The organism is Ruegeria sp. BG3 (genome assembly GCF_056538485.1).
Genome location: NZ_JBQFTE010000001.1, coordinates 94,179 through 120,950 on the forward strand (window position 1 = coordinate 94,179; position 26,772 = coordinate 120,950).

Consider the following 26,772-nt stretch of genomic DNA (forward strand, 5'->3'; position numbering starts at 1 on the left):
GAATTCAATAGCGCCGAAAGGAAATCCCTGCATGAGCACCAAAAACTTGCCTGAGTTCGATTTGGAAGGGTTCTTGCCATACCGGCTTACGGTGCTGGCCGCGCGACTGAGCGCCGAAATGGCGCAGCATTATAAACACGAGTTTGGCGTTTCGAACCCCGAATGGCGCGTCCTTGTGAACGTTGGATACGCCGAAAACCCGTCGGTTCGGGACATCGAAAAGCGGGTCAGTCTAGAGAAGTCAAAGGTCAGTCGGGCGGCCGCACGGCTCGAATCCCGCGGACTGATCACCAAGGTTGAAGATCCTGCCGACAGACGACTTGTCAAACTCGACCTTACGGAAAAAGGCGCGGATCTTCTCAGCCAATTGGTTCCTATTGCACTGTCGTTTCAATCCAGCCTGGAAACCAAACTTGGTGAGTCTGAGGAAGCGCTGAATGCCGCACTCGATCTGCTTTCGGAAGAATAAATGATTAAACTTTACGACTATTGGCGCTCTTCAGCCAGCTATCGCGTTCGGATCGCGTTGGGCCTTGCCGGGGAAAGCTGGGAAACCGTCATCGTGAACCTGCTGGAAGCTGAGCAGCAGTCCGACGCGCATCTGATGAGAAATCCTCAGGGTCTAGTGCCGGTGTTGGAGATAGACGGGAATAGGTTCACCCAGTCGCTAGCGCAGATCGAGTATATTGACGAAACCAGAGGCCTTGGCCTTTTGCCCTCGGAACCCGTGGGCCGCGCCGAGGTGCGTGCGTTGTCTTATGCTGTGGCAATGGATATCCATCCGGTTTGCAACCTTCGAGTGGTGAAATGGGCCGTAGAACACTCAGGGAACCAGATTTCGAACGAAGGCTGGATGCAGCATTTTATCGGCGAAGGTCTGGCGGCTTACGAAGACATGTTGCAGGGCGGTCCGTTTTCCTACGGTGACCGTCTAACGCTTGCCGATGTTTGCCTGATGCCTCAGCTATACAATGCGCAAAGGTGGGGTGTTGAATTGGTACACCTGCCCAAGATTTCTCGGATCAAGGACAGCTTGGATCAGATCCCGGCCTTTCAGAACGCCCATCCGGACAACAGCCCGCATTAACTGTTTTCGTTCACCTGACTCTGCCCGTAGTCAGCCACAGCCTTTTCAAGAGCGCGAAGTCCATCCTTAAGTTTGGCTATGTCCTCATCGCTCATGCGTTCCAAAATCGAGTCAGCACAGTTCTGCACGGCTGGAAAAACTGCGTTGAATAGGGACTTGCCTGCCTCGGTGCAGGTGTATTGGCGCAGCCGCCGGTCACTGTCCGCGACGGCGCGGCCAATCAGGCCCTTGTTCTCTAACCTGGTCGCAGCACGGCTTACCTGAACTTTGTCCAACGTGGTGCGCTGCGCCAGTTGGAGCGAGTTCGACTGACCCGCGCTGGCCAATAGAAACAGCAGACGCCATTCCTCTCGCGATAGGCCGTAGGTTCGACCATAGACCTGAACAAGCTGGCGAGAAAACGCCTCGGCGGTCGATGCAAGCTGATAAGGGAAATAAGTCTCAAGGTTCATAGGATCGCCTCTTCTGCCAACAATATAAATCGTTGCAAGTGAAACGATTTGATTTAGATCAAATTACTTCAAGGCGAGCTTGGATAATCATTGCAAATGCAATGAATCCGGAGGAGGTTTCAATGAACGCTCAGAATCTCAAGCTCGACCAAATTCATCACGTCGCATATCGCTGCAAAGACGCGAAAGAAACCGTCGAGTTCTACACCAGGATGCTGAATATGGATTTTGTTCTGGCTATTGCCGAAGATCATGTTCCTTCGACGCATGAACCTGATCCCTACATGCACCTGTTTTTGGATGCGGGAAACGGAAACGTGCTGGCGTTCTTTGAACTGCCGACCAAGCCTGAAATGGGGCGTGACCCGAATACCCCGAAATGGGTCCAACACATCGCGTTCAAGGTCAAAGACCGTGATACGCTGATCGAATTTAAGGACCACCTTGAAGCTAACGGTATCGACGTGCTTGGCGTCACCGATCACTCGATTTTCCATTCGATCTATTTCTTTGATCCCAATGGCCATCGCGTGGAATTGGCCTGTCCTGACCCAGAGGAAGCGGAAATGATCAAACGGCTGGATGCGGTGAAATGGGACATGCTCGAAGAGTGGTCGCGTACCAAGAAGGCACCTCAGCATGCGGACTGGCTTCATGCCAAAGAGTTGGGGAAAAAGTGATGCTGAACATCTACGATTTCCCCGAATTTCCTTGTGAGTAGTCAGAGGAACAGAAATCCGGCCAGACGGTTCGCCATCCCGTCGTGATCGTCATGGGCGGGCCGGTTGGATTGACCGCCGCGCTAAATCTTGCCGCGCAAGGGATCAAAGTTGTTTTGTTGGACTACAACAGTACGGTTTCGGTCGGTTCTCAGGCTGTCTGCTACGCCCGCTTGTCCGGGCGTGATATCTTAGCCGCCTTCTGCAAAAAGGGTGGTTTAAGGGGTGGTTGACACTCCCTTGTTGTGCAACTTGTTTACCTTCGTAGCTACGTGCGATTAGCTTCACGAAAACTCTGACACGCAATAGGAAGCCAGCTAACCACGGCTGACAATCCCGTTTTCAACCCACTCGTCAAACTTGGCTAGAACGGCATGACAAAATGCGGCGTCGTTGATGTGGGCGTCTAGCTCTGTCATCGGCACCTGGTCCGGCATAACCTTGCGGGCCTCATCGAGCATGTCAGCAAGGGCTGCGGGGTCATGTGCCTCTTCGCCTTCCTTGTCCCATGCTTCAACGCCTTGCAACGGCAGGAAGAAATGAACCGACCCGGTTGCTGCTTCCAGCCGGTTTGCAAGTTCCCTGATCCAGGCGCGGCGTTCCTCGCCATTGAAGACCGAGCTTTTGATCAGGCGGTTATGTTCGTGAAACGGGCGATCTGCATATTGATCCGGGATCTCTTGCCAGCCCGCGAAATCCAGCAGGTCCAGAGCGCCCGGTGCAACCATCTGCGGCGTGCCAACGCGCCCGGCATTGGTAACGCGATCCTCTCCGCTTGAAACAACGGAACCGGCCAGCAGATTGCCAAATTCCTGCATGCAGAAATCCATCACGCAGACAAACGCGTTTTCGGCGGCCAGTTTTTCAAAGGCCATGCCACCCATGCCTGTCGAGTGGAATACCGCAACCTCAAAGCCTCGCTCTTCCAGCGCAGGTTTCAGAGTTTTCATGTAACGCAGGCAGGACGATCCAAGGCTGGTCATGCCAATCAGGGGTTTGCTACGATCCGGCGCGATGGCGGCTTTGGTTGCGCCGACCACGGCCCCCGCAGCCTGTGCCAGAGAAGACCTGCAGATCGAGTTCATACCGTACAATCCGCCAGCCCACAGGATCATCTGTATGTCGGGGGCCAACCGATGTGGGGGGATTAACGGTGAGAAACTAACTGTTGAAACGATGTATTTTGGGACCCCCATGGGCAGGGCCTGTGCACAATCCAACGCAAGGTCGGTGCCCATGGTTCCACCAGTGGCCAGCATCCCATCAAACCGGCCATCGGCATAGGCTTTTGCCACGACCTTGGCAGCCCCGGCGGACATGACGCGAAAGGCCTTGTTCTCATCCCCAAGCGCAATCACCTCGTCGATGGTTCTGCCTTCGGCCGCTGCGACGTCATGTTTCGAGATATCGGTCGGTGTTTCAGGATCGCCAAGAACGGAGACGTCCATCGTCAGCACATCCGCCCCCTGCGCCCGTACGGTATCCTCGATGAACCGCATCTCGGGGTCTTTGGTGTCGTATGTCCCAATCAGCAGGATCGTTTTGTTGGTCATGTTTTCCTCCCGTCCATGCGTGTTATCCGAGGTAGTGCTTCAGGAGGTCCCGGGCGGTATCGATGAACCGCGCATTGCGTACCTGTGATCCATCTTCGTCCATCCGGGACGAAATCCAGCCCACATACGTCACCGCGCGCAGGGCCATGAACAGATCGAGATGCTCGGTGTCGAGCACCCGTTCCATCCGGTAGCCCTCAAGCAGGGCCACTTGCAGGGCGCCGTAGTCCGGTTCGCGCAGGTTTTTCAGCAGGGTTGTGGCGATGTCGAACAGGCGCAACCCAAACCCGGCATCGTCGAAATCGATCAGCCAGAGCTTGTCGCCCTGGACCATCACATTTTCGCGCACCAGATCAGCGTGGATCAGTCCGTAATCCAGCTGGTTTTCGATCTCTTGCAAATGGCTGTTCGCTGCCTCGCGAAACGCGGTGAGCAAGGCGCGATCCTCATCCGAAAGCGTGGGGTTCTCCCAAAACCGACCCCACAGAGGGGCATCGCCCAGCAGCCCGGCGCGGTCCCAGGACCAGCGCGCAAAATCATCAGGCCGGGCCCAGGCATCGCTGACCTCGTGCAGCTTTGCCATTTCGCGTCCGAGAGTCCGGAATATCCCGGTGCGGTCGTCATGGTCGATCCCTGTTCCTGTCGAGCCCAGAGGGCGACCGGGCAGCCAGTCCAGCATATCGACCTGAACGCCGTCCAGCAGGTGCAGATAACCGCCATTCGTGGCCGGTACGGGGGTAGGGACGCCGACGCCCTTGGCGCCAAGCTCGGCGATCCACAGTAGCTCGGACCTCAAGGCGGCATCCGAATGCAACCCCTGACGGTGAAGGCGCAGGGCAAAGTTCCTTGTGTCCGTTTGAATGCGGTAGACATGGTTTTCCCGGGCCGCGACCAACGACCATTCAGCGTCGTCCATGCCCCAATGGGTCAGGGCTTGCGCAACAATCGGGGTCATAGGGTCAGCGGGGTTTCGGCCAAAACCTCGTCCAGTGTGTCAAACAGCAGATCAGCGTTTTCTTTCGAGAACGGCATCGGTGGCCGGATTTTTAGCGTGTTCTTGTGGCGGCCGAGTTTCGAATGGATGATCCCCCGGTGCCGCATCGCGTTGATGACCCTATCGGTGAACTCGCTGGCCGGTTCTTTGCTTTGACGATCCAGCACCATCTCAGCCCCGAAAATCAGGCCCGAGCCGCGCACATCTCCGATGAACTGATATTTCTGCTGCAAAGCCGTCATGCGCGCGCGGGCGTGATCGCCCACGGATTTGGCTTTGACGACAAGGTTTTTGTTCTCAATCTCTTCCAATACCGCCATGGCCGCGGCGCAGGACACCGGGTTGCCACCGAACGTGTTGAAGTACCGATACCCCTTGCGGAAGGTGGCAAGGATTTCGTTGCGCGTTACAACACCGCCCACAGGATGACCGTTGGCCATGGGTTTGCCCATGGTCATGATATCCGGTACCACGCCCATCTTCTGATGCGCCCACATATGGGTGCCGGTTCGGCCAAAACCCGATTGCACCTCATCACAGATCAGTAGGCCACCGGCCTTGCGCACCACTTCGGCCACGGGTTTCAGCCAGCCGTCGGGATGGTCTGGGAAGCCTTCGTTCAGGAAATAGGGACAAAGGACCAAAGCGGCAAAGCCGATGCCGGACTTTTCATGCTCAGCAATCTGTTCGGCCACAGCATCGGCAAACTTGCTGCCGTCTGGGTCTGGTCTTCGATAGCTGTCGGGTGCCTCCACAAACCGGAAATACTGATCCAGACCAAAACCAACGGTCGGCACGTTTGATTTGCTCAGCTGGCTGACCAGAGAAGTGTTGCCGTGATAGGTTGCATCCGTAGCAATGATACCGCGTTTGCCGGTCATGCCTTCGGCCATTCGAAGGGCGATGTCATTGGCCTCGGACCCGGTGCAGGTCAGAATGGCGGTGTCCAGCGAGGCATCCATCGTGCCGGTCAGCTTTTCGACATAGTCCAGAATGCCGTCATGCAGATAGCGGGTATGGGTGTTCAGCATCGATGCCTGACGGCAGATCGCCTCGACCACGCGCGGGTTGCAGTGGCCCACATGCGGGACGTTGTTGTAACAATCCAGATATTTGCGTCCGTCCGCATCCCACAGCCAAACACCTTCACCCTTCACGATATGAAGCGGCTCGTCGTAGAAGGTCGAGACATTTGGACCCAGCAGCTTGGCCCGGCGTTCAACAAGCTCGGCGGATTTCGGGGGAAGCGTCATACGGTCGGCCCTTGGTCAGAGTTTTATCCAGGCGGTTTTCAGGTCGAGATATTTCTCGAGTGCGTGCAGGGACTTGTCGTGCCCGTTGCCTGACTGGCGCATACCACCCAGAGGCACGGTAAGGTCGGACCCGCCGTAGGTGTTCACATGGACGACGCCAGCGCGGATGCCAGCGATCATGCGATGCGCGCGGCTCAGGTTCAATGTCCAAACGCCTGCGGATAGACCATAGACCGAGTCATTGGCCAAACTGATCGCTTCGTCCTCGTCCTTGAATGGGGTCACGGCCAGAACCGGGCCAAACACCTCGTTCTGGAACAGATTGTCGGTGGATTTGACCCCGGTCATTACGGTCGGCGCCATGTAGTAACCGCCGGTTTCCTCAAAGATGCGCCGACCACCAGTGCGACGCTCGGCGCCTTCGGCCTCGGCCTTGGTGACGAAGTCCAGATTGGATTCCAACTCGGGCAGCGAATGAACTGCGCCGATTTGTGTGTCCAGATCGAGCGGATTGCCGACCCGCATCGCTTCGGCATGTTTGACGAGTTCGGCAACAAAGTCGTCGTGGATGTCCTCTTGGACCAACAAGCGTGATCCTGCGATGCAGATCTGACCTGCGTTGCGGAAGATTCCACCTGCGGACACTTTGGCGGCCTCGCTCAGGTCCGGGGCGTCTTTGAAGACGATGTTGGGGGATTTGCCGCCCAGTTCCAGATAGCAGCGTTTCATGTTCGAACGCGCCGAATACTCCAACAGTCGTCGGCCTGTGGCCCCCGAGCCTGTGAACACCATGATGTCCACATCCATCGACAGCGCCAGCGTTTCGCCCACAACCCGGCCTGACCCGGTGACGACGTTCAAAACGCCGTCGGGTATTCCGGCCTCGGCGGCCAGTTCGGCCAGTTTCAGCAGCGACAAGGAAGCGCTTTCAGAGGGTTTCAGTACGACCGAGTTGCCGGTGGCCAGCGCAGGGGCCAGTTTCCAGCTGCCGATCATCAGCGGCATGTTCCACGGCACAATCGCTCCGACGACGCCAACCGGTGCGTGATGGATCAAGCCCAGTACGTTTTCTGCCGTGGGCGCGATCTGACCGTAGACCTTGTCAATCGCCTCGGCGTAGTAGCGGAATGTGCCAGCTGCCGACATAGGCTCGGCCTTCATGGCCATGGTGATTTCGGTGCCATTGTCGCGCACCCCCAGAACAGCCAGCTCAAGAGCGTGTTTTTCGATCAGGTCGGCCAGCTTCAGCAGGACCTTCTTGCGTTCGGCAGGGGACCTGCGTGACCAGCGCCCATCTTCGAAAGCCGCACGCGCAGCGCTAATCGCGGCCTCCATATCTGCCGGAGTGCCTTCGGCAATCTGGGTCAGCACCGCGCCATCGATGGGCGATAGCACCTCTCGATGTCCACCTTCCGAAGCGGCGACCCAACGCCCTCCGATGAAGTGGGATCGCGGGGAAAGAATCTGAGAGCGAAGGGCGTCAATATCAGACTGGTTCATAGCAGAGTTACCCTTGCTGATTGGGGTGATCGGAGTCGACCGGTTGCGCGCTCGGCTCCGGTTTCAGCTTGTTGCGGAACTCGTAGTACAGCGTGCGGAAATGCAGCAGCAGGATCAGCACGATCAGCGCGGTCAAGATCGCCGCAATCGGGCGGTCGACGAAATCGAGCGGTGATTTGACCCGCGCCATGGCACTGCGCAGCTTGACCTCCATGATCCCGCCCAGAACCATGCCCAGAATGATCGGCACAATCGGCAGGTCCAGCCGTTTGAGGATCAGGCCGAACACACCAAACCCGGCGGCAATGGCGCAGTCGGTGATTGAATTGCGCAAACTGTAGACGCCGACGAAGGCTAGGATCAGGATCATAATGCCCAGAAACCGTGTGGGGATCTGGATGATCTTCAGCAGCAGGTTGGTCGAGAAGAGCAGGAAAACCAGAACGATGACGTTCAGCAGTATCAGCGCCATATAGAGCGCCATCACAAAATCCATCTGGTTCTCAAATAGCTGTGGGCCGGGGATGACATTGTGCACGTAGAACACCGACAGCATCATTGCGGTCAGCGCTTCGCCCGGGATACCCAGCGCCAAAAGTGGGATCATGGCCGCGCCAGGCACTGCATTGTTGGCGGCTTCAGACGCCACCAACCCTTCTGGCGAGCCATCCCCGAATTTTTCGGGGTCTTTCGAGGTTTTCTGCGCATAGGTATAGGACAGAAATTGCGATGTGAACTCACCCGTGCCCGGCACCATACCCATGAACACGCCGATGCTAGAGGACACGGTTGCGACGCGTTTGATGCCCAGCAGTTCCTTGAGGCCGGCGAAGATGTTGCCGCTGACATGCGTTTCGCCGGGTGCGTGGTTCTTTTCAAGCAGCAAGAGCAGGGCCTGACTGATGGCAAACAGGCCTAGAACGACCACAATCAGATCGACGCCCGAAGCCAACCAGCTTTGGTCAAAGGTAAAGCGGCGGGTGTACTTCACTGGCTCAAGTCCAACGGTGTTAAGGAAAATCCCGAAAGAGGCCAGCATCCCGGCGGCAAAAATCTGGCCGCGGTGGGCGAGGATCACCAGAATGATACCCAAAAGGGCGGCCAGAAATATCTCTCGGCTGCCGAAATGGGGGGCGATCAATGCAAGAACTGGCGATAGGATCATCAGGCAGATGATGGCAAAGACACCGCCGAAGAACGATGCGGAATAGGCCAGTGACAGAGCACGATGCCCCTGACCGCGTTTGGTCATGGGATAGCCGTCATAGGTAGTCAACGCGTTCACCGCCGTACCAGGCGTGTTGATCAAAATGGCGGGGATGGCGCCTCCGTACATAGACGAGCCATAGATCCCCAATAACAGTGTCAGGCCGACAATAGGTTCAAAAGCGAAGGTGGCAGGCAGAAGGATGGCGATGGCAACCGCGGCGCCAACACCGGGCAGCGCGCCAATGATGACCCCACCGATCGAGCCAATTAAAAGGGCAACGATCACCTGCCATTGTGTCAGGATCGAAAGACCGGACAGAAGCGTTTCCATTGGCGAACCTCAGAGATAAGTCAGCGCAAAGGCGCGCACGGAATCGGGCAGGTATTCATAGGCGGCACCGGCCGGGATTTTCACTTGCAGGAAGGCTCGGAAAATGATGGTCACCGCAACGCCGAAAGCTGCCGCAAGGCCAATTGCCCCAGCGCTTCGGAACCCGGTTCGGACTGCAAGGAATACCGCGAACAGAACGGTCGAAGGCAGGTATCCAAGAAGCGGGACAACGGCGACGTAGATCAGAAAATAGACGACATATTCTAGGGATCGCAGCCAGAACGCGACTTCGGACCAGCGACCCGGAATGCGGTCTGACATGGCGGAGCTGAGCCAGTGCAGAAAGGCAAATGCGACCATTGCCCAGAGCGAGATCATTGGCCAGAAGCTTGGTTGCGCAAACCACTTGGTGCGTTTGACAACCTCGGTCTGTGTTCCGAGTTGGCTCAGTAGAAAAACCGAAAATACCAGGAAGGCCAAAGCAAAAACGACATCGCCGGGTCGGCGGTATCGTTTGAACATGTCTTGCAATGTCTTTGCGATCATTTTGGCCTCCTGCTGGATAGAAAAAGGCCCGACAGTATTGCAATACGCCGGGCCAGTTTCGTGTTATTCGCCTAGAATCTCTTCGATTTTAGAGAACGAGGCTTTGTCCTGCTCGATCTGTGCATTCGAGGCATCCGGATCCTGCCAGTAGATCAGTGCTCCGGTTTCTTCAGCAAGTTGCTTGGCCTTGTCAGATTCCAGCGCTTTCTGTGCAGCCGCAGTGATCTTTTCGCGTGCTTCCGCCGGAGTGTCCTTGTGGACGAACAGACCGTTCCACAGCGCCAATGGCAGTTCGGGGTGCAGCTCGGTAACCGTGGGTGTTTCCGGGACCAAAGAGATCCGTTCGCCACCGATGCTGGCCAGAACATTCACTTGGTCCAGACAGGGAAGAACAAGTTGAAGCGTCGTATTGATCACGTCCACGTCGCCCGAAGCGAGTGTGTTGCAGTCCAGCGCGTCGAAGGCGGCTTCGCTGGCGAAGTCAAAGCCACTGCTGACTGCGGCCGCAAAGGTGACTTGTGTGGGCGGCAGAACCGAGCCGAAGTGACCAAGCGCGACATCGTTTTCTTTGCCATGTTCCACCAGTTCTTCCCATGTCGAGAAGGGGGCATCCTTGCTGGAGGCAATGACGAAGGGATAGGTCAGAAAAATGCCAATCGGTTCGAAAGGGTTGGGGTTGAGCTCGGGAATGCCAATGTCTGGGCCGATGACCGGCACGCCAATGACGAACGAGCCAACGGTGTAGCCATCTGCCGGAGCGGTCGCAACTTCCACCGCTCCGGGGAACGGACCGCCGCCGCCACCAGGCTTGTTCACGACGGCGGCAGGAACACCATACATGGCCTGAAATTCGTCGGCGATCATCCGTGTGAGAACGTCTTCCAAGTCACCCGGAGGCCATGGAACGACAAAGGAAACCGGTTTCTCTGGATACTCGGCCAGTGCGGTGGTTGCAGAAGCAACAAAAGCGGCGGCTGTTAGAACTTTCTTCATTGACACCTCCCGTAAGTGGTTCATTATTTGATCCGCGTTAACAATAATAATGTTGCTTTGTTAAGCTTGTTCTGTCAAGTATTACCTTAACAGGAGGATGTGAATCGCATGGGTACTGCCCTGAACGCCCTGAAAATGCTCAACTACTTTTCAAACGCTCGGCCAGAAATTGGGTTGAGTCAGTTTGCGCGTCTGTCTGGATTGAACAAAGCCACAGCGCTACGCCACCTGCGGGCGCTTGAGGAATACGGGTTGATCGAGCAGAACCCCATGACCAAATCCTATGCGGTCGGACCTGCCGCTTTGCGCCTGGCCGCGCTGCGCCAGATCGCCCGTCCCGGCATCGAGAGTGCCCGTCAGAGAATGCAGGTCGCGATGCAGGACGTTGGTGAAAGCCTGCATCTTTCCTTGCTTGAAAAAGAGTGGCTTCAAACAGCGCTGGTGGTCGAAACGAACCGCCACAGCGTGCGTGTCAGCCTCGACCCCAGCGAGATTCTTCCGATCAATGCGACAGCATCCGGTCTTTGTATGCTCAGCTTTGGTCCATCCTTCTTGCTGGACCGTATCGGTCAGAAAAAACAAGTACGATACACGGACGCCACGCTGACCGACCCGACCAAGATCAAAGAGCGGGTCGCGGAAATCAGTCAGGCCGGTTGGGCAAATAGCAGTGGAAGCTATGAAGATGGCGTCTATGGTTATGCGGCACCCATATTCGGCATTGACCAAGTGGCGCTGGGAACCATTGCGATTGCCGTTCCCGAAGGCCGCGCCGGAGACGACCGGTTGCCGGAAATCCTGACCGTCCTGCACGCCCTCTCAACTGACCTGACCGCAAGTTTTGGCGGTCAGCTTCCAGACACTTTTCCAACCGAATTCCATCCGTAAGCGGGTGGACGCAAAACCCGGAGACCTGAGAAATGAAAGACTCGAACTTTCTCAAAGAAAACAACGCGCGTTACTTCTGGCACCCGATGGCGCATCCCGCCGATAGTCAGAAGAATCCGCCCACGATTCTGAACGGCGGCGAGGGTGTCAGTATTGTCGATGTCGATGGTCACAAGGCGCTGGACGCGGTCGGGGGGCTTTGGAACGTCAATCTGGGCTATTCCTGCGAGCCGGTTAAGCAGGCCATCGCCGATCAGCTGAATGCGCTGCCCTACTATTCGACCTTCCGTGGCACCAGCAACGACAAGGCAATCGAGCTATCTTATGAACTGGCGCAGTTTTTTGAGCCCGACGGCCTGACCCGCGCTTTCTTCACCTCGGGCGGCTCGGATTCGGTTGAGATCGCGCTAAAAATGGCGCGGCAGTATCACAAGGTGCGGGGCGAGGCCGGGCGCACAAAATTCATCAGCCTGAAACAGGGCTATCACGGCACACATTTCGCCGCCGCTTCGGTCAACGGCAATCAGAAGTTCCGTGCGGCCTATGAGCCGATGATGCCGGGCTGTTTCCATGTGCCCGCGCCATGGACCTATCGCAACCCGTTCGACGAGACCGACCCTGAGCGTCTGGCGCAGCTTTGCGTCAAAGCGCTTGAGGCCGAGATTTCATTCCAGGGCGCGAACACGGTTGCGGCTTTCATCATGGAGCCGGTTCTTGGGGCAGGGGGCGTAATCCCGCCGCATAAGAGTTTCATGCCGATGGTGCGGGAGGTCTGCTCGAAACATGGCATTCTGCTGATCTCGGACGAGATCATCACCGCTTTTGGGCGTGCCGGCAGTGAAAGCGGTGCACGGCATTGGGGGGTGCAGCCCGACATCATGACGACGGCCAAGGCCATTACCAATGGTTACTTCCCGTTTGGGGCGGCGATGATTTCAGGTGCTGTTGCCGAGGTGTTTGAAAGTGACACCACCGGCAAGGCGTCGGTGGATCAGGGCTATACCTATTCCGGTCATCCGGTTGGGGCTGCAGCGGCGCTGGCCGCGCTGTCCGAGATCAAGCGCCTGCGCGTCTGGGAAAACGCCGCCTCGCGCGGGGATGAGCTGTTTGCTGGGTTGCAAAAACTGGCCGAGAAATACGACGTGATCGGAGATGTGCGCGGCGGCGAGGGGCTGATGTGTGCGCTGGAACTGGTCTCGGATCGCTCGACCAAGGCACCCATCGCGAAACACTTGCCGCTGCAGGTTCAGAAAGCGGCTTATGAAGACGGTGTGATGGTGCGTGTGTCCGGCAACAACATCATTCTGTCTCCGCCGCTGATCATTACATCTGAGGACGTGGCCAAGATCCTATCCGCGCTGGATACCGGTCTGGCGACGCTTTAAACGTCACTTACCTGACTTCGCCCGTCCCGGGCGGGGTCAGACTTTAACCGCCTGCAACTCTTCAAGCAGGTCCAGGAGTTGGTTCAGCTTATCGCGGCCCATCTGCGCTTCTATATTGTTTGAGATCGCCAGCGACGTGGCAAGGTTGTCTTCCAGAACCGCGCGGCCGACATCAGTGATCCGAACCATGGTGCGGCGCTTGTCTTGTTTGTCTTGGCGACGGGTGATCTGGCCATCGGCCTCCATCGTGCGCAGAATGCGGGTGAGGCTGGGCAGCAGCAGGCAGGCCTCGTGGGCAATTGCGCTTTGCTCAACCTCGCCCAGCTCGTCCAAAACCCTCAGGATGCGCCACTTTTGTTCGGTGAGCTGAATGTCATGAAGCATATCCCGGATCGGTGCCATGACGGTTTCCCGTGCGCGCAACAGCGCAATCGGAAGAGATCGGGCGGTACTTTTTGTGTGGCTTTGCGTGGTCATGCGGCTTTCTAAATTGCCGATTCCGAAATTGCAAAGATTAACAAGGCAAGTTCTTGACAGTGAGATCGCAAAAAAGTAAACATGTTAACCAATAAGGGAGGGCACATGCCACATTTTCACGTCGAGTATTCCGGGAACCTAGAGGACAAGGTCGACATGGGTGGCTTGTGTGAGTGCATCCGAGCAACGGCCGCTGAGATTGACACCTTTCCGATGCCGGGAATTCGTGTCCGCGCTGTGCGGGTCGATCATTTTGCAATTGCAGACGGTAATCCGGCGCATGGCTTTCTCGATATCTCGATCCGCCTGCGCGCCGGTCGGTCTAACGACGTAAAACAGGATGCCACGCAGCGTATTTTTGAGGCGGTCAAAGCGTATCTGGCACCTGCCTTCGAACATCATTCGATCGCGCTCTCGCTTGAGATGCGCGACATCGACCCGAAGCTTTCGCCCAAGACTGGTACTATCCGCGATCACCTTGGCGCCACCACGCAGGAGACCTGACCCATGAGCGTACTGGACACAAACATCGAGAAACTTGCGGGCTTTCTGGCGCGGTTCAAAGAGGCAGGCATCAAGAACCGTATCGCGGGCGAGGACGTTGCTGGTTCCGCTGGCGTATTTCAGTCTACCTCGCCAGTCGACAAGTCAATGATTTGCGATGTTGCACACGGTACCGCAGATGACATCGACGCCGCGGCCGAAGCAGCCCATGCCGCCTTTGCAGAGTGGCGCGACATGCCTGCCAGCGAGCGCCGCCGCATTCTGCTGAACGTGGCGGATGCCATCGAAGCACGTGCCGAGGAAATCGCGCTGTGTGAATGTTGGGACACGGGTCAGACCCTGCGATTTATGTCCAAGGCGGCTCTGCGCGGAGCTGAGAATTTTCGCTATTTTGCAGATCAGGTTGTGCAAGCACGCGACGGTCAGCATCTGAAATCACCGACCCTGATGAATGTCACCACCCGCGTGCCGATTGGCCCAGTTGGCGTGATCACCCCGTGGAACACGCCGTTCATGCTGTCGACCTGGAAGATCGCGCCCGCTCTGGCTGCAGGCTGCACCGTGGTTCACAAACCCGCCGAGGATTCGCCCCTGTCAGCCCGCTTGCTAGTCGAAATCGCCGAAGAGGCCGGATTGCCCAAAGGTGTACTGAACACTGTGAACGGCTTTGGCCCCGACGCGGGCAAGGCGCTGACCGAGCACCCGCTGATCAAGGCCATCGCCTTTGTTGGCGAAAGCCGCACAGGTAGCATCATCACCAAACAGGGCGCGGACACGCTGAAGCGGATGCACCTGGAGCTCGGCGGCAAGAACCCGGTCATCGTGTTCGACGATGCCGAACTGGACCGCGCTTTGGATGCCGTGATCTTCATGATCTATTCAATCAACGGCGAGCGCTGTACCTCGTCCTCGCGCTTGCTGGTGCAGGACAGCATCAAGGAAGATTTCGAGGCCAAGCTGATCGAACGTGTGAACAACATCAAGGTTGGCCACCCTCTGGATCCGGCAACCGAAATCGGTCCGCTGGTGACGGAAGAGCACTACAACAAGGTGACCAGTTATTTCGACATCGCCAAAGAGGACGGCGCGACAGTCGCAGCCGGTGGTGTCAAGCTGGGCGACGAAGGGTACTTCATCCGTCCGACCCTCTTCACCAATGCCACCAACCAAATGCGCATCGCGCGCGAGGAGATCTTTGGTCCTGTCCTGACCTCGATCCCGTTCTCGACCGAAGAAGAAGCACTGCAGATGGCCAATGACACGCCTTATGGTCTGACCGGCTATGTCTGGACCAACGACCTGACGCGGGCGCTGCGCTTTACCGACAAGCTTGAAGCCGGAATGATCTGGGTGAACTCAGAGAACGTGCGCCACCTGCCCACGCCCTTTGGTGGCGTCAAAGCGTCCGGCATCGGGCGCGACGGCGGCGACTGGTCGTTCGAGTTTTACATGGAGCAAAAGCATATCGGCTTTGCCACTGGTCAGCACAAGATCATGCAATTGGGGAAGTAAAGTAGCGGCTCTGTCCCCATTAGGCGGGGACAAAGCTAAGATAGACAAAACGCGCACAAAACTGGTCCGGCACTTTCCGCTTACTGCAGGACCGAACGATGTCAGGTAGCTTCAACTTCGGTTGCCAGGCGTTACAAATGCGAGGAGGAACTGCCATGGGAAAGATTGTTCAGGCCGCGAAGATCACGCATGTGCCAAGTATCTGGATGTCCCACACGATGCCGAAGTACAAGGGCATTCGCCAACCGGCTATCGACGGCTATGCACGCCTGCGTCAGGATGCGATCGACCGTAAGGTCGATACTTTCGTCATCTTCGACACCCACTGGATCACCAATCAAGGGTTTCATCTGAACACGAAAGAGCACCACAAGGGCCGTTTCATCAGTCATGAACTGCCGCACATGCTGGCGGATATGGAGTTCGACTATCGCGGCGATCACGAGCTTGGGGAAGCCATCCTTGACGTTCTGCGTGAACGTGGTGAGCGGGCCCTTGGGCATTCGCACCCCGATATGGGCATGGAGTACGGCACCTTGCTACCGATGCACTTCATCAACGAGGGCGTGAATGCGCGGGTTTTGCCCGTGGCGGTCAACCAGTTCTCGTCTATCGCGGAAAACCGGGTTTGGGGCGAGGCCATCGCCGAAGGTATCCGACGCTCGGACCGGAACGTTTCGATCCTGGCTTCAGGGTCGTTGAGCCACGATTTCACACCCAACGAACGCTCGGTCGATGGACTGAACTCGGTAAACGGCGAGTTCAATCGCCAGATGGATATGCGCGTGCTGGATCTTTGGGAACAGGGCCGCTTTGAAGAGTTCCTCGAACTTCTGCCCGACTACGCCAAGAAATGCGCGGGTGAGTGTGCCATGAACGATACTGCCTTGCTGTTCGGTGCCCTTGGATGGGGCAGCTATAAGGGCAAGATCGACATCTACACCCCGTATTTCGGTAGCTCGGGGACCGGGCAGGCAAATGTCAGCTTCTCGGTCTAAAACCGGAAACACAGGGAAATTCGAATGACTGAACTGCGTCTTAACGATCAAAGCCTGCTTGCCGAAAGGGCGCGGGTCGGGTCCAGATGGGTTGGTGCCTCAGACGTTGAGCGAGCGATTGACGTGATAAACCCGGCGACGGGTGAGGTGATCGGTTGTGTGCCAAATCTGGGTGCTGCTGAGACGGTCGAGGCGATTGCCGATGCGCAGCGCGCACAGAAAGACTGGGCCAAACGTACCGCGAAAGAGCGCAGCCAAATCTTACGTCGCTGGTATGATCTGATCATGGAAAACCAGGATGATCTGGGTGCCATTCTGACCGCCGAACAAGGTAAGCCTTTAGCCGAAGCGAAAGGTGAGATCGCCTATGGCGCCAGCTTCGTCGAGTGGTTCGCCGAAGAGGCCCGCCGGGCCTACGGCGATGTCACACCCGGCCATACGCCAGACAAGCGGATCATTACTGTCAAGCAACCCATCGGCGTTGTGGCCGCTATAACGCCGTGGAACTTTCCCAACGCCATGATCACCCGGAAGGCTGGACCGGCCTTTGACGCGGGCTGCTCGATGGTATTGAAACCCGCAAGCCAGACGCCGTTCTCGGCCATCGCACTGGCCGTTCTCGCAGAACGAGCGGGGCTGCCCGCAGGTTTGTTCTCGGTCATCACCGGTTCCGCGCGGGAGATTGGTGGAGAGATGACCTCAAGCCCGATCGTGCAAAAGCTGACCTTCACCGGCTCGACTGAGATCGGGGCGACGCTCTATGCGCAATGCGCCCCGACGATCAAGAAGCTAGGCTTGGAGCTGGGTGGCAATGCGCCGTTCATTGTACTCGACGATGCCGATCTGGACGCAGCCGTCGAAGGCGCTGTGATCGCGAAATTCCGCAACAATGGACAGACCTGCGTATGTGCAATCCGCATCTATGTGCAGGCCGCGGTCTACGACGCCTTCGCTGAAAAGCTGGCTGCGAAAGTAGCGACCCTGCCAACCGGCAATGGGTTTGATGAAGGTATCATCTTTGGCCCGCTGATCGATCAGGCTGCCGTGGACAAGGTCGTCGAACATATCGGTGACGCGACTTTGAAGGGCGCCAAGGTCGCACTTGGGGGTAAACCCCACACACTTGGTGGTACTTTCTTTGAACCTACCATTCTGACCGACGTGACCTCGGATATGGCGGTGGCGACCGAAGAAACCTTTGGTCCCGTCGCTCCCTTGTTCAAATTCGAAACCGAAAGCGAGGTTGTCGCCGCTTCCAATGATACCGAATTCGGCTTGGCCTCGTATTTCTACTCTCGCGACATGGCGCGTGTCTGGCGCGTATCCGAGGCGTTGGAATACGGTATGGTCGGTGTGAACACCGGTCTGATTTCAACGGCAGAGGCTCCCTTCGGCGGTGTCAAAATGTCGGGTCTTGGACGCGAGGGATCTCGATATGGCCTCGATGATTTTATGGAGCTGAAGTACATCTGCATGGGCGGAATTTCCCCTTCTGAGGAGGCTTAGTGTATGAATTGGGACGAATTTTCTCACTGGGGGCAACAAATCTCCAATTGGGCTGCTGACTACCACAAGACTTTGGGAGATCGGCCTGTTCGGGCGCAGACAGCGCCGGGCGATATCGCCGCTCAGCTTGAGGTCTCACCCCCGGAATCTGGTGAGCCGATGGAGGCCATCATGGCCGATTTCGAACGTATCGTGATGCCCGGGATCACTCACTGGCAGCACCCTCGGTTCTTTGCGTATTTCCCGGCGAATGCCGCCCCGCCTTCAATGCTGGCTGAGATGCTGGTAACCACCATAGCTGCGCAATGCATGCTCTGGCAAACCGCACCCGCAGCGACTGAGGTCGAAGGTGTAATGGTGGACTGGCTGCGACAAGCGCTTGGTCTGCCGGATGGTATGACCGGCGTCACTCAGGACAGCGCGTCTTCAGCGACTTTGTCTGCCGTACTGACGATGCGCGAACGCGCCACTGGGTACACGGGCAATCGTCAGGGGCTGAACACCAAAGGGGCGCTGCGGATCTACTGCTCAGACCAGGTGCATTCGTCGATCGACCGGGCGTGTTGGGTTGCGGGCATCGGACAAGATAACTTGGTCAAGCTGCCAACACGGGGACCGACCTACGCGATAGACGCGTCCGCGCTTGAGGCCGCTATCCGCGATGACATCGAAGCCGGTCATGTGCCAGCCGGGATCATTGCGATCACAGGCGGTACGGGCGTTGGGGCCTGTGATGATCTGGAAGTTGTGGCTGACATCGCGCGGAAATACGACCTTTACACCCATCTAGATGCGGCTTGGGCCGGATCGGCCATGATTTGCCTCGAATTCCGAGAGGCCCTATGGGGCGGGGCTGATCGCTATGACAGCATTGTGTTCAATCCACACAAATGGATGGGCGCCCAATTCGATTGCGCCATCCAGTTTCTGCGTGACGCGGGGCCGCAGCTCAACACGCTGAAGATCGAACCCGAATACCTCAAGACAACCGGTGCTGAGGTGACCAATTATTCGGAATGGACGATCCCGTTGGGACGTCGGTTCCGTGCGCTGAAGATTTGGTTCCTGTTGCGCTCTTACGGGTTGGACGGTCTGCGTACACGAATCCGAAATCACGTCGTTTGGGCCAATGAGGTTGCAGAGAAAATTGGCGCGATGGAGGGGTTCGAGATCACGACCGGGCCGATACTCAGCCTGTTTTCCTTCCGCTGCCCGGGTGACGATGCGATGCAGCAGCGTCTGGTTGATGCGCTGAATGATGACGGCCGGATTTATCTGACCCAGGGCATGTTTGATGGTCGCAAGATCATTCGTTTTCAGGTCGGACAATTCGATACAACACGCGACGATGTGCTGATGGCAGCAGACGTTATTCGTGAGGTTTGGGAGACACTTAAATGAAATTCGCAACCTTCTCCGCCGATGGGCAGACTTACTTTGGTGCGATCACGGATGTCGGCGCAATTGCGTTGAATGATGCTTTCCCAGATCACGCGAGCCTTTTTGAGGTGATCGCTGCTGGTGTGTTTGATCAACTGGCATCAGTCGCCGAAGGAAAGGACGTGACCCACACGGATTTCACCTACGAGATGGTGATGCCCGATGTCCGCCGCATCCTGTGCGTCGGCGTTAACTTCCCGGACCGCAACGCCGAGTACAATGACGGCAGCGCGCAGCCTAGATACATGTCGCTGTTCCCACGTTTCGCAAGCGGCTTCACCGGCCATGACCGCCCTCTGATCCGTCCGCCGGAAAACCACACATTGGACTACGAAGGCGAAGTGGCGATTGTCATCGGCAAGACTGGACGTCGGATTTCACAAGAGGACGCCTACGACCATATCGCAGCCCTGACGCTGTGTAATGAGGGTACGATCCGTGACTGGGTGCGCCACGCCAAGTTCAACGTCACGCAAGGCAAGAATTGGGATAATACGGGTGCTATCGGCCCGTGGCTGGTGCCGTTCACCAACGCCGCGCAACTGGATGATGCCCGTATTCAGACCCACGTGAACGGCGAGTTGCGCCAGGATGATACCCTGAACCGCATGATGTTCCCGATCCGGCGCGAGATCGAATACATCTCGACCTTCATGACCCTGCAGCCGGGCGACATCATCGTCACCGGCACGCCGACCGGGGCAGGGGCGCGGTTTGATCCTCCGAAATACCTGGCTCCGGGTGACGTGGTTGAGGTGTCCGTCGAGGGCATAGGTACGCTGCGCAACACAGTCGAGGACGAACAGCAATGACGCCCGAAGATCATGCCCGCGCAGCTGCTGATCTGCTGAGCGCGGAACGGACTGGAGAGCAGATTGGCCTGCTAACACTGCGCCACCCCGAGATGGGCATGGACGACGCCTACGAGGTGCAAAACGCCATCTATCGCCAGAAACTAGCCGAGGGGCGCAAGGTGATTGGCTGGAAGATCGGTTTGACCTCGAAAGCGATGCAATATGCGCTGAACATCGACATTCCGGACAGTGGCATCCTGTTTGACGACATGACCTTTGAACACGGCGGAACGGTTCCGGCGGGTCGTTTCATCCAACCACGGATCGAGGCCGAGATCGCCTTTGTGATGAAGTCGGCCGTCGGAGGGGAGAACGTCACGCGCGAGGATATCATCGCTGCCACAGACTATGTAGCGCCCTCCATTGAAATCCTCGACACACGTATTCACCGTGTGGATCCCGCGTCCGGCAAAGCTCGCACAGTATTCGACACGATCAGCGACAATGCCGCCAATGCAGGTATCGTGCTGGGCGCGGACCGGCACGCCGTGGATGCTTTTGATCTCCGCTGGGTCGGTGCGCTGACCTTCCGCAATGGTGAAATCGAGGAAACCGGCCTAGGTGCGGGCGTTCTGAACGATCCGGTCGAAAGCGTTGTCTGGCTGGCCCGCCGCATGGCGCAATACGGACAATACATCGAACCCGGTCAAATCATCCTGTCCGGCAGCTTTATCCGCCCGGTCGAGTGCCCGTCGGGTACTGAAATCCATGCCGATTTCGGGCCATTTGGCTCGGTCGGTATCAATTTCGCCTGAAAGGAAAGCCGCATATGCCTGCGCCAAAGAATACGTTCAAAGCCGCTCTCAAGGCGGGGCAGCCGCAGATCGGCTGCTGGATCGGGATGGCCAACGCCTATACGGCCGAGATCGCAGCAACCGCGCAGTTCGACTGGCTGCTGGTTGACGGTGAACACGCGCCGAATGATCTGCGCTCGATCCTCGAACAGGTGCAGGTGATCGAAGGATCAGGTAGCACTCCGGTCGCGCGCCTGCCGATAGGCGAAACCTGGATGATCAAGCAGTATTTGGACGCGGGCGTGCAAAACCTTCTGGTGCCCATGGTCGAAAGCGGGGATCACGCGCGTGAGCTGGTTCGGGCAGTGCAATACCCACCGCATGGCGTGCGGGGCGTGGGATCATCACTGGCGCGGGCCTCGCGGTTTTCAGCCATCCCGGACTACCTGAAAACGGCGGACGAACAGATTTGCCTGCTGGTGCAGGTCGAAAACCAAAAAGGTATGGCTGCGTTGGACGATATTCTGGCCACCGATGTGGATGGATTGTTCATCGGCCCCTCCGATCTGGCCGCAGATATGGGCCATCTCGGCAATGCCGGTCACCCCGACGTTGTTGCGGCCGTGCTGGGCGCGCTTGCCCGCATCGTGGCTGCGGGCAAGGCGGCGGGTATCCTGACCCTTGATCCGGCAATGCAACGCAAATGCCTGGATTTGGGGGCCACTTTTTTGGCCACCAATATCGACGTGACCCTATTTGCAACAGCAATGCGCAGCGCCGCCAAAGTCGGGCTGGGCCTGTTGCCGGATCAGACTGCCTCGGGCGTTGCGGAAACCGCTGCGGCCAGCAAATATCTGCAGCAGCTGTGTAAACACTGGTCGCACAAGGCCGAGGTGTTTTTTGACGAAACGAAGGGAAGCGTGGCCTTCGCGAATGGCGACAGCGTGACCCTTGAAGCGAATGACGACAGGCTGACAATTAACGCTGCGACCGGCCCGCGCGGGGACTTGGAGCAGTGGAAAGGCGTGATCGAAGCCCATCTGGTGCGTTTTGCCTTTCGGGAAGAGCTCCGCATCGAATGGTCAGAGTAAAAGCGCCTACAAAATGCCAGAACCTATCTATGCCATTGGTGACATCCACGGTCAGTTGCACATGCTAGAAGACGCGCTGGCCCGCATTGAAAAGGACGGCGGGCATGATGCGCAAGTCGTCTTTATCGGTGACTATACGGATCGCGGCGCCCACAGCCGGGAGGTTCTGGACCTTTTGGTGAAAGGACAGTCCGAAGGCAGAAACTGGACATTCCTGCGCGGCAACCACGATCAGATGTGCGCAATGTTCCTTGAGGACTACCCGCGAAACGACGCGCGTCTACTGGTCGGGTATCATTGGCTGCATCCTCGGATAGGCGGCGTTGAGACGCTAAACTCCTATGGCGTTAAGGTCAGCGAAGGGGATCGAATATATCAGGTCCATGCTCAGGCCAAAGCCGCCGTGCCGCAGGCCCATATCGATTTTCTGGCAGGTCTGTTGCCCTACTACCTGCGCAACAACGTGCTGTTCGTCCATGCAGGCATACAGCCCGGCATCCCCTTGCATCGTCAGGACCCCGACGACCTGATCTGGATCCGAGACGAGTTTCTGGACTGTCCGGACCCTCACCCGTGGCTGGTTGTTCACGGCCACACCCACGTCGCCAACCCTGAACACCATGGAAACCGTGTGAACATCGATACCGGGGCGGGATATGGCAAACCTCTGACGGCTGCGGTTTTCGAAGGGTCGAAGTGTTGGCTGTTGCACGACGAGGGGCGCAAGCCCCTGATCTGAAATGGCTTCATACAAGTTTCGACACCTTTGTTGCTGAAAACACTAAACGGTCTTGTCAGAAGATCTTTGGTAGAGCGGGGCAGGTCGGCTGCGTAACTCTTGCGCTTGACCAATCCTGCCCCTTTCAAATTTTTCGAAACAAATCCCGAGTTCATCCGCCAAACGTTGATGCAGCACACCCGCATCTTTCTCTATCTCAGGCATTGATGACTCAGTTCGTCGGCCTCATGAGAAGCACAGGCACACCCGTAATCTACCTTAACCGGACGCGATCTCGCTGTAGTCGCCAACGCACCCAACACAGTGGAGCAATCTAATCTGAAGGGCCACTTCGGTAACACCGGATCGCCAGCTGGTTTGGTTAAGGAACGCTTGTTCCCAAAATCAATTGTTGGCTTTGTTTTGCTGTTCTGTAGGAGGCGGTGCCCTTCCTGTACTTTAATGAAACGTACTTTGGGTTCAGTGATTCTGTTTGCTGTTTTTTCACTCAGCAAATTGAGGTAGACCCAAGCGCGCGGACTGTCATGCAACCTCAAGGCTTCTTGGCATTGTAAAGCCCACTTTCTTGCGCTTTGTTTTCATTGGGGCATCGTCAGCACCGGTTCAAACGAGCTCAAACAAATCTTCGATGCGGCTGACGCAAATAGCCGCTTTATGGCGGAACCGCCAGTTTCTTGGAGCTAACTCAAGGTTGGCTTCGTCCGCAAAGCAGACATTAAGCGAAATTCACTGAACGTCAGCATGGAGCCCACAACAGAAAAGCCTGAAGGGCAGCGCGCCTAGGTTCTGCTGTGCAGTTTACTTGCAGATTGGCAATTCAAGTGGCGGTTGTTTGGGCAAGGACGCTCTCCAACTATTTATGATCGGCTGTAGGCTGCTTTTGGGCCAAAACTTTGGTTCGCCAATCGCTTTTAGGCAAGCTGCGTTCCAGTAAACTCCAGCTCTAGAAAGTGATTTTCCCTTTTTTACCGCCTTGGCGACAGCGTTTATGTCTTTGGATTCTGGGTAGATATACAGGGTTGTCGGATTTCCTTCTACGAGCGCCAAGATCTCTTTTGAGGCGGATTGTGACCAGGTTGTGCAACCATTGCTACGACCACCGGTGTAGTTCACAAGCCTTCCGTAGGGGACATAGCCATCGTTGTCTGCATGAGTGCTTTGAGGGTTTTTGAACCTACACTGCCACTTGAGGAAGACAGCCGGATGGCCTCCGATGGCGCGCTCGCGAGCATTGCTCGTTTCTCCTTCACCATCAAACAAAAGGAAGGTGCGATAGAACGGCTGCGTTTTGCCGGAATGACTGTGGTAACCTTTGAAGGACGTGCGGGTTTCAGCCGTCACATAGGCGCCTCCGGCGGTTAGTTTAGAGCCCTCTGCGTTGCTGAAGTTCTTCGCGCATTGTCGGCCATTCGAAAAATTAGCGCGCTGTAGTTTTCGGCCATTTCCATAGCCGGATGAAACTGCACGGAAGGACTTTTGTGACTCGCAGATGACATAAAAACGCTTACCCGGATTGCCGTTTCTTGCAGTGCTGGGGCGGGTTGCGTCCTTGGCAAGGTAGCAAGGGTTCCTGACTTCGCCTCGGCGTAGTTTCTTGATGTAAAGCGCTCGTGCCCTTTCCAGAACGATCGGCGCGATTTGCCCCTCACCTGTACCCACGTGCTTTTGTAGCCACGCTGGAACATCTTGCGTTATCGCATTGGCGCGCTCCGGTAGGGCGCCCACCGACATGGCGATTGTTATGACCGAGAGTGCGAGACGGAGTGAATTCGGTAGCAACGGGAAATCTCCTGCTAGAATGTCCTCGGGTTCAGTCTACCACAGTTCTTGCGCGCTAGGATGCTGGCCAAGTTTACAAGCGAAGCCTGCTGTTGCCTCAAATCCCACTTTTCGTTTGCGGAGGCTTTCTTACATCTTGGACAATAAATCCTAGGATGTTGCGCAGGTGTCTGGACATTCCGAGATTTGCTTCCAAATGAAGGCCATGATTACACGTCGCAAGTTTCTGTTGGCAACCGCAACCGCAATTTGTGCTCCGTATATTGCGCGGGGACAAACGGTGGCGCTGAATGATGTAATCAGCGGTCTTGCGCAGTTGCATTCACTGCAAATTCAACGCGGAAATGAGGTCATTTTCGCGCACGCCCAACAGGGTGCAGGCCTAGATAGACCGGCCAACATAAAGTCGTGTTCGAAAAGCATTGTGGCTTTGTTGCTTGGGACGGCGATCGACCGGCGGGAAATCCCATCTGTGGATGCCACCTTGCAGGAGGTCGCGCCGCGACTTTTGCCCGCTAATGCGACACCCGGTTCCGAAAGCATTACGATGGAGGATCTGGTGACGCTGCGGGCAGGTCTCGAAAGAACCTCGGGCAGCAACTACGAAGAATGGATCAACTCTCCCAACTGGATCGCGGACGCGCTGACGCGACCGATGGTTGCTGAACCCGGAGAGCAGATGCTCTATTCCACAGGATCGACCCACGTGCTTGGCGCAGCATTGACCGTGGCAACCGGACAAAGTCTATTGAGACTGACGCGAGAGAGGCTGGGTGCACCACTTGGTATCGAGATACCTGCTTGGACGAGGGATCCACAGGGCTACTACTTGGGTGGCAATGAGATGGCGATTACGCCGAGGTCAATGTTGAAGATCGCGGTGTTGCTTCGGGACCGCGGGGCTTTTGCCAACGCGCAAATCATTCCTGAGCGTTGGGTTTTGGAATCGACCAAGCCGCACGGCCGTTTGCCTTTCTCTGGACTAGACTACGGCTATGGCTGGTTTCTGTCCCCTTCAGGCTATGCATTGGCGCGTGGGTATGGAGGCCAAATCATAGCGGCCCATCCTGATCGAAACCTTGCTGTAGCAATCACCTCTGATCCGACGCGTCCCGCGCGTTCTGGAGGCTATTTTGGAGAATTGGTCAGGTTGTTGGATGGTCCGATATTGAACGCTATCTAAGGCGGCCTGTTCATTGACACTGCTTAGGGTTGTTCACGTTTGGCCTGGGTGGCGCTGGACTATCAATCAGCCTTCTTCTTCGGCGGGGCGGTGGAGAAACTGGAGCGTCGATAAAATATCCTTTGAAAAGGTGAAAGAGGCGGTGGCCAGCTTGACTATGTTCCCGCAGTATCGCTTTGCGGGTCGAGACAGTTCGATCAAAGAACCTGTTCAAATTGAATTTGCTTGAGTGGCGCGATCTTTGCGCGGCATTGAGGACTGTTCCAATTGGCGAAATTGAGACCGGTTTGAATTTGTCTGAGAGCAATGCTCAGTTCTTTCAAAAGATTTTGTAGGCGGCCGAGAGTGGCGGCATTGGCTCTCAAATCGGAAGTCACGAAGCTTGTTTTTTTGAAGGTGTTTTTCGAGCCGCAAGCGACCACTGGCGCGAGTTGCACAAAACGTCGACCGTGAGTTCACAGACGCTTGATGAATACTGCTCTGTTTTCCTGTATTGTTCGTTTGCCAAATTTGACCAAATACCTCTTCGTTTTCTCGATCAGCATCGAAGGTTAAGTGAAGACTCACCTTAAGAATTTGGTTTAAATTATTGACCTAATGAGGATAAATGCCGTGAACAGTCTGAAAGCAATCCACCATGCTGCAGTCATTTGTTCGGACTATGAACGGTCCAAGGCATTCTATGCAGAGACCCTTGGGTTGAGGATTGTTGCCGAGAATTTCAGGGCTGAGCGGCAATCTTGGAAGCTGGATTTGGCGTTGCCGGACGGCTCTCAGATTGAACTGTTTTCCTTTCCCAACCCGCCCAAACGCAAGTCTCGTCCCGAAGCGCAAGGTCTGCGGCATCTTGCGTTTGTTGTGGATGATATCGAAGCGCTGAAAGACAGTCTGGAACAGAAAGGTGTCCTCGTCGAAGACATCCGTGTCGATGAGTATACCGGGCATCGGTTCACTTTCTTCAGCGACCCGGACGATCTTCCATTGGAGTTGTACGAAGCCAAGCCGATTGCTTTAAAGTGATATTTCTCGTCTTCTAGGCTGAGCG

The 26,772-nt window shown here is 56.5% G+C and carries 27 protein-coding genes; 17 read left to right on the forward strand and 10 right to left on the reverse strand.

Annotated features, from left to right (window positions below):
• Positions 1 to 31 precede the first annotated feature (31 nt).
• Positions 32 to 469: a MarR family winged helix-turn-helix transcriptional regulator gene (locus tag ACR0AI_RS00455; protein WP_480671480.1), complete on the forward strand. Its 438-nt coding sequence runs from the start codon at positions 32 to 34 to the stop codon at positions 467 to 469.
• Entirely contained in the window at positions 470 to 1,087 is a 618-nt protein-coding gene (gene maiA, locus ACR0AI_RS00460; RefSeq protein ID WP_480671478.1) for a maleylacetoacetate isomerase, read from the forward strand.
• Here the strand turns inward: maiA and ACR0AI_RS00465 are convergent.
• Positions 1,084 to 1,539 (reverse strand): MarR family winged helix-turn-helix transcriptional regulator, encoded by a 456-nt coding sequence (locus ACR0AI_RS00465; protein ID WP_480671476.1) that lies wholly within the window; start codon positions 1,537 to 1,539, stop codon positions 1,084 to 1,086. The two genes, maiA and ACR0AI_RS00465, sit on opposite strands and share 4 nt — an antisense overlap.
• Before the next feature lie 122 nt (positions 1,540 to 1,661).
• Here ACR0AI_RS00465 and ACR0AI_RS00470 point away from each other — a divergent pair, with 122 nt between their 5' ends.
• Together ACR0AI_RS00470 and ACR0AI_RS00475 are read left to right on the forward strand one after the other, a co-directional pair.
• The gene (locus ACR0AI_RS00470) at positions 1,662 to 2,219 is read left to right on the forward strand and encodes a VOC family protein (RefSeq protein WP_480671652.1); all 558 of its coding nucleotides are present in this window, start codon (positions 1,662 to 1,664) and stop codon (positions 2,217 to 2,219) included.
• An 83-nt stretch (positions 2,220 to 2,302) separates the two neighbouring features.
• A complete protein-coding gene (locus ACR0AI_RS00475; protein ID WP_480671474.1) occupies positions 2,303 to 2,491 on the forward strand; it encodes an FAD-dependent monooxygenase in 189 nt (62 codons plus the stop codon).
• Positions 2,492 to 2,575: 84 nt separating this feature from the next.
• On the opposite strand, the gene ACR0AI_RS00480 is transcribed toward ACR0AI_RS00475, so the two are convergent.
• The 7 genes from ACR0AI_RS00480 to ACR0AI_RS00510 all read right to left on the reverse strand — a co-directional run bounded on the left by ACR0AI_RS00480 (position 2,576) and on the right by ACR0AI_RS00510 (position 10,637).
• Complete coding sequence (locus ACR0AI_RS00480) at positions 2,576 to 3,811, reverse strand: Tm-1-like ATP-binding domain-containing protein (RefSeq protein WP_480671472.1); 1,236 nt, start codon at positions 3,809 to 3,811, stop codon at positions 2,576 to 2,578.
• Positions 3,812 to 3,833: 22 nt separating this feature from the next.
• Positions 3,834 to 4,766, reverse strand: a complete 933-nt coding sequence (locus ACR0AI_RS00485) for a phosphotransferase enzyme family protein (protein ID WP_480671470.1) — start codon at positions 4,764 to 4,766, stop codon at positions 3,834 to 3,836.
• Positions 4,763 to 6,058 carry an aspartate aminotransferase family protein gene (locus tag ACR0AI_RS00490; protein WP_480671468.1) on the reverse strand — a complete coding sequence of 432 codons (1,296 nt, stop codon included), beginning with the start codon at positions 6,056 to 6,058 and terminating at the stop codon, positions 4,763 to 4,765. The genes ACR0AI_RS00485 and ACR0AI_RS00490 overlap by 4 nt, the downstream gene beginning before the upstream one ends.
• 15 nt (positions 6,059 to 6,073) lie before the next feature.
• Positions 6,074 to 7,558, reverse strand: coding sequence for an aldehyde dehydrogenase (locus ACR0AI_RS00495; RefSeq protein WP_480671465.1), 1,485 nt, complete (start codon positions 7,556 to 7,558; stop codon positions 6,074 to 6,076).
• Between the two features lie 7 nt (positions 7,559 to 7,565).
• Positions 7,566 to 9,098 carry a tripartite tricarboxylate transporter permease gene (locus ACR0AI_RS00500; protein WP_480671463.1) on the reverse strand — a complete coding sequence of 511 codons (1,533 nt, stop codon included), beginning with the start codon at positions 9,096 to 9,098 and terminating at the stop codon, positions 7,566 to 7,568.
• A 9-nt stretch (positions 9,099 to 9,107) separates the two neighbouring features.
• Positions 9,108 to 9,644: a tripartite tricarboxylate transporter TctB family protein gene (locus tag ACR0AI_RS00505; protein ID WP_480671461.1), complete on the reverse strand. Its 537-nt coding sequence runs from the start codon at positions 9,642 to 9,644 to the stop codon at positions 9,108 to 9,110.
• Between the two features lie 63 nt (positions 9,645 to 9,707).
• Entirely contained in the window at positions 9,708 to 10,637 is a 930-nt protein-coding gene (locus ACR0AI_RS00510; protein ID WP_480671459.1) for a tripartite tricarboxylate transporter substrate binding protein, read from the reverse strand.
• A 108-nt stretch (positions 10,638 to 10,745) separates the two neighbouring features.
• On the opposite strand from ACR0AI_RS00510, the gene ACR0AI_RS00515 reads away from it, so the two are divergent.
• Positions 10,746 to 11,525, forward strand: a complete 780-nt coding sequence (locus ACR0AI_RS00515; protein ID WP_480671457.1) for an IclR family transcriptional regulator — start codon at positions 10,746 to 10,748, stop codon at positions 11,523 to 11,525.
• Between the two features lie 32 nt (positions 11,526 to 11,557).
• Positions 11,558 to 12,910: an aminotransferase class III-fold pyridoxal phosphate-dependent enzyme gene (locus ACR0AI_RS00520; RefSeq protein WP_480671455.1), complete on the forward strand. Its 1,353-nt coding sequence runs from the start codon at positions 11,558 to 11,560 to the stop codon at positions 12,908 to 12,910.
• Positions 12,911 to 12,946: 36 nt separating this feature from the next.
• Here the strand turns inward: ACR0AI_RS00520 and hpaR are convergent, their stop codons facing one another.
• A complete protein-coding gene (hpaR, locus tag ACR0AI_RS00525) occupies positions 12,947 to 13,387 on the reverse strand; it encodes a homoprotocatechuate degradation operon regulator HpaR (RefSeq protein WP_480671453.1) in 441 nt (146 codons plus the stop codon).
• Between the two features lie 105 nt (positions 13,388 to 13,492).
• Between hpaR and ACR0AI_RS00530 the strand changes: the two genes are divergently transcribed.
• The 9 genes from ACR0AI_RS00530 to ACR0AI_RS00570 all read left to right on the forward strand — a co-directional run bounded on the left by ACR0AI_RS00530 (position 13,493) and on the right by ACR0AI_RS00570 (position 22,765).
• Complete coding sequence (locus tag ACR0AI_RS00530) at positions 13,493 to 13,891, forward strand: 5-carboxymethyl-2-hydroxymuconate Delta-isomerase (protein ID WP_480671451.1); 399 nt, start codon at positions 13,493 to 13,495, stop codon at positions 13,889 to 13,891.
• A gap of 3 nt (positions 13,892 to 13,894) precedes the next feature.
• Complete coding sequence (hpaE, locus tag ACR0AI_RS00535) at positions 13,895 to 15,403, forward strand: 5-carboxymethyl-2-hydroxymuconate semialdehyde dehydrogenase (protein WP_480671449.1); 1,509 nt, start codon at positions 13,895 to 13,897, stop codon at positions 15,401 to 15,403.
• A gap of 155 nt (positions 15,404 to 15,558) precedes the next feature.
• The gene (gene hpaD, locus ACR0AI_RS00540) at positions 15,559 to 16,401 is read left to right on the forward strand and encodes a 3,4-dihydroxyphenylacetate 2,3-dioxygenase (RefSeq protein WP_170665480.1); all 843 of its coding nucleotides are present in this window, start codon (positions 15,559 to 15,561) and stop codon (positions 16,399 to 16,401) included.
• Between the two features lie 24 nt (positions 16,402 to 16,425).
• Positions 16,426 to 17,907, forward strand: coding sequence for an NAD-dependent succinate-semialdehyde dehydrogenase (locus ACR0AI_RS00545; protein ID WP_480671447.1), 1,482 nt, complete (start codon positions 16,426 to 16,428; stop codon positions 17,905 to 17,907).
• A gap of 3 nt (positions 17,908 to 17,910) precedes the next feature.
• Positions 17,911 to 19,308, forward strand: a complete 1,398-nt coding sequence (locus tag ACR0AI_RS00550; protein ID WP_480671445.1) for a pyridoxal phosphate-dependent decarboxylase family protein — start codon at positions 17,911 to 17,913, stop codon at positions 19,306 to 19,308.
• Positions 19,305 to 20,159, forward strand: a complete 855-nt coding sequence (locus ACR0AI_RS00555; protein WP_480671443.1) for a fumarylacetoacetate hydrolase family protein — start codon at positions 19,305 to 19,307, stop codon at positions 20,157 to 20,159. Before ACR0AI_RS00550 ends, ACR0AI_RS00555 begins: the two co-directional genes overlap by 4 nt.
• Positions 20,156 to 20,956 (forward strand): 2-oxo-hept-4-ene-1,7-dioate hydratase, encoded by an 801-nt coding sequence (gene hpaH / locus ACR0AI_RS00560; protein ID WP_480671440.1) that lies wholly within the window; start codon positions 20,156 to 20,158, stop codon positions 20,954 to 20,956. Before ACR0AI_RS00555 ends, hpaH begins: the two co-directional genes overlap by 4 nt.
• A 14-nt stretch (positions 20,957 to 20,970) precedes the next feature.
• The gene (locus ACR0AI_RS00565) at positions 20,971 to 22,026 is read left to right on the forward strand and encodes an aldolase/citrate lyase family protein (RefSeq protein ID WP_480671438.1); all 1,056 of its coding nucleotides are present in this window, start codon (positions 20,971 to 20,973) and stop codon (positions 22,024 to 22,026) included.
• A gap of 13 nt (positions 22,027 to 22,039) precedes the next feature.
• Entirely contained in the window at positions 22,040 to 22,765 is a 726-nt protein-coding gene (locus ACR0AI_RS00570; RefSeq protein WP_480671436.1) for a metallophosphoesterase family protein, read from the forward strand.
• 798 nt (positions 22,766 to 23,563) lie between these two features.
• Here the strand turns inward: ACR0AI_RS00570 and ACR0AI_RS00575 are convergent.
• Entirely contained in the window at positions 23,564 to 24,544 is a 981-nt protein-coding gene (locus ACR0AI_RS00575) for a hypothetical protein (protein WP_480671434.1), read from the reverse strand.
• A gap of 205 nt (positions 24,545 to 24,749) precedes the next feature.
• Here ACR0AI_RS00575 and ACR0AI_RS00580 point away from each other — a divergent pair, with 205 nt between their 5' ends.
• Positions 24,750 to 25,727, forward strand: a complete 978-nt coding sequence (locus ACR0AI_RS00580) for a serine hydrolase domain-containing protein (RefSeq protein ID WP_480701251.1) — start codon at positions 24,750 to 24,752, stop codon at positions 25,725 to 25,727.
• Between the two features lie 612 nt (positions 25,728 to 26,339).
• Entirely contained in the window at positions 26,340 to 26,747 is a 408-nt protein-coding gene (gloA2, locus tag ACR0AI_RS00585; protein ID WP_480671432.1) for an SMU1112c/YaeR family gloxylase I-like metalloprotein, read from the forward strand.
• Positions 26,748 to 26,772: the final 25 nt, after the last annotated feature.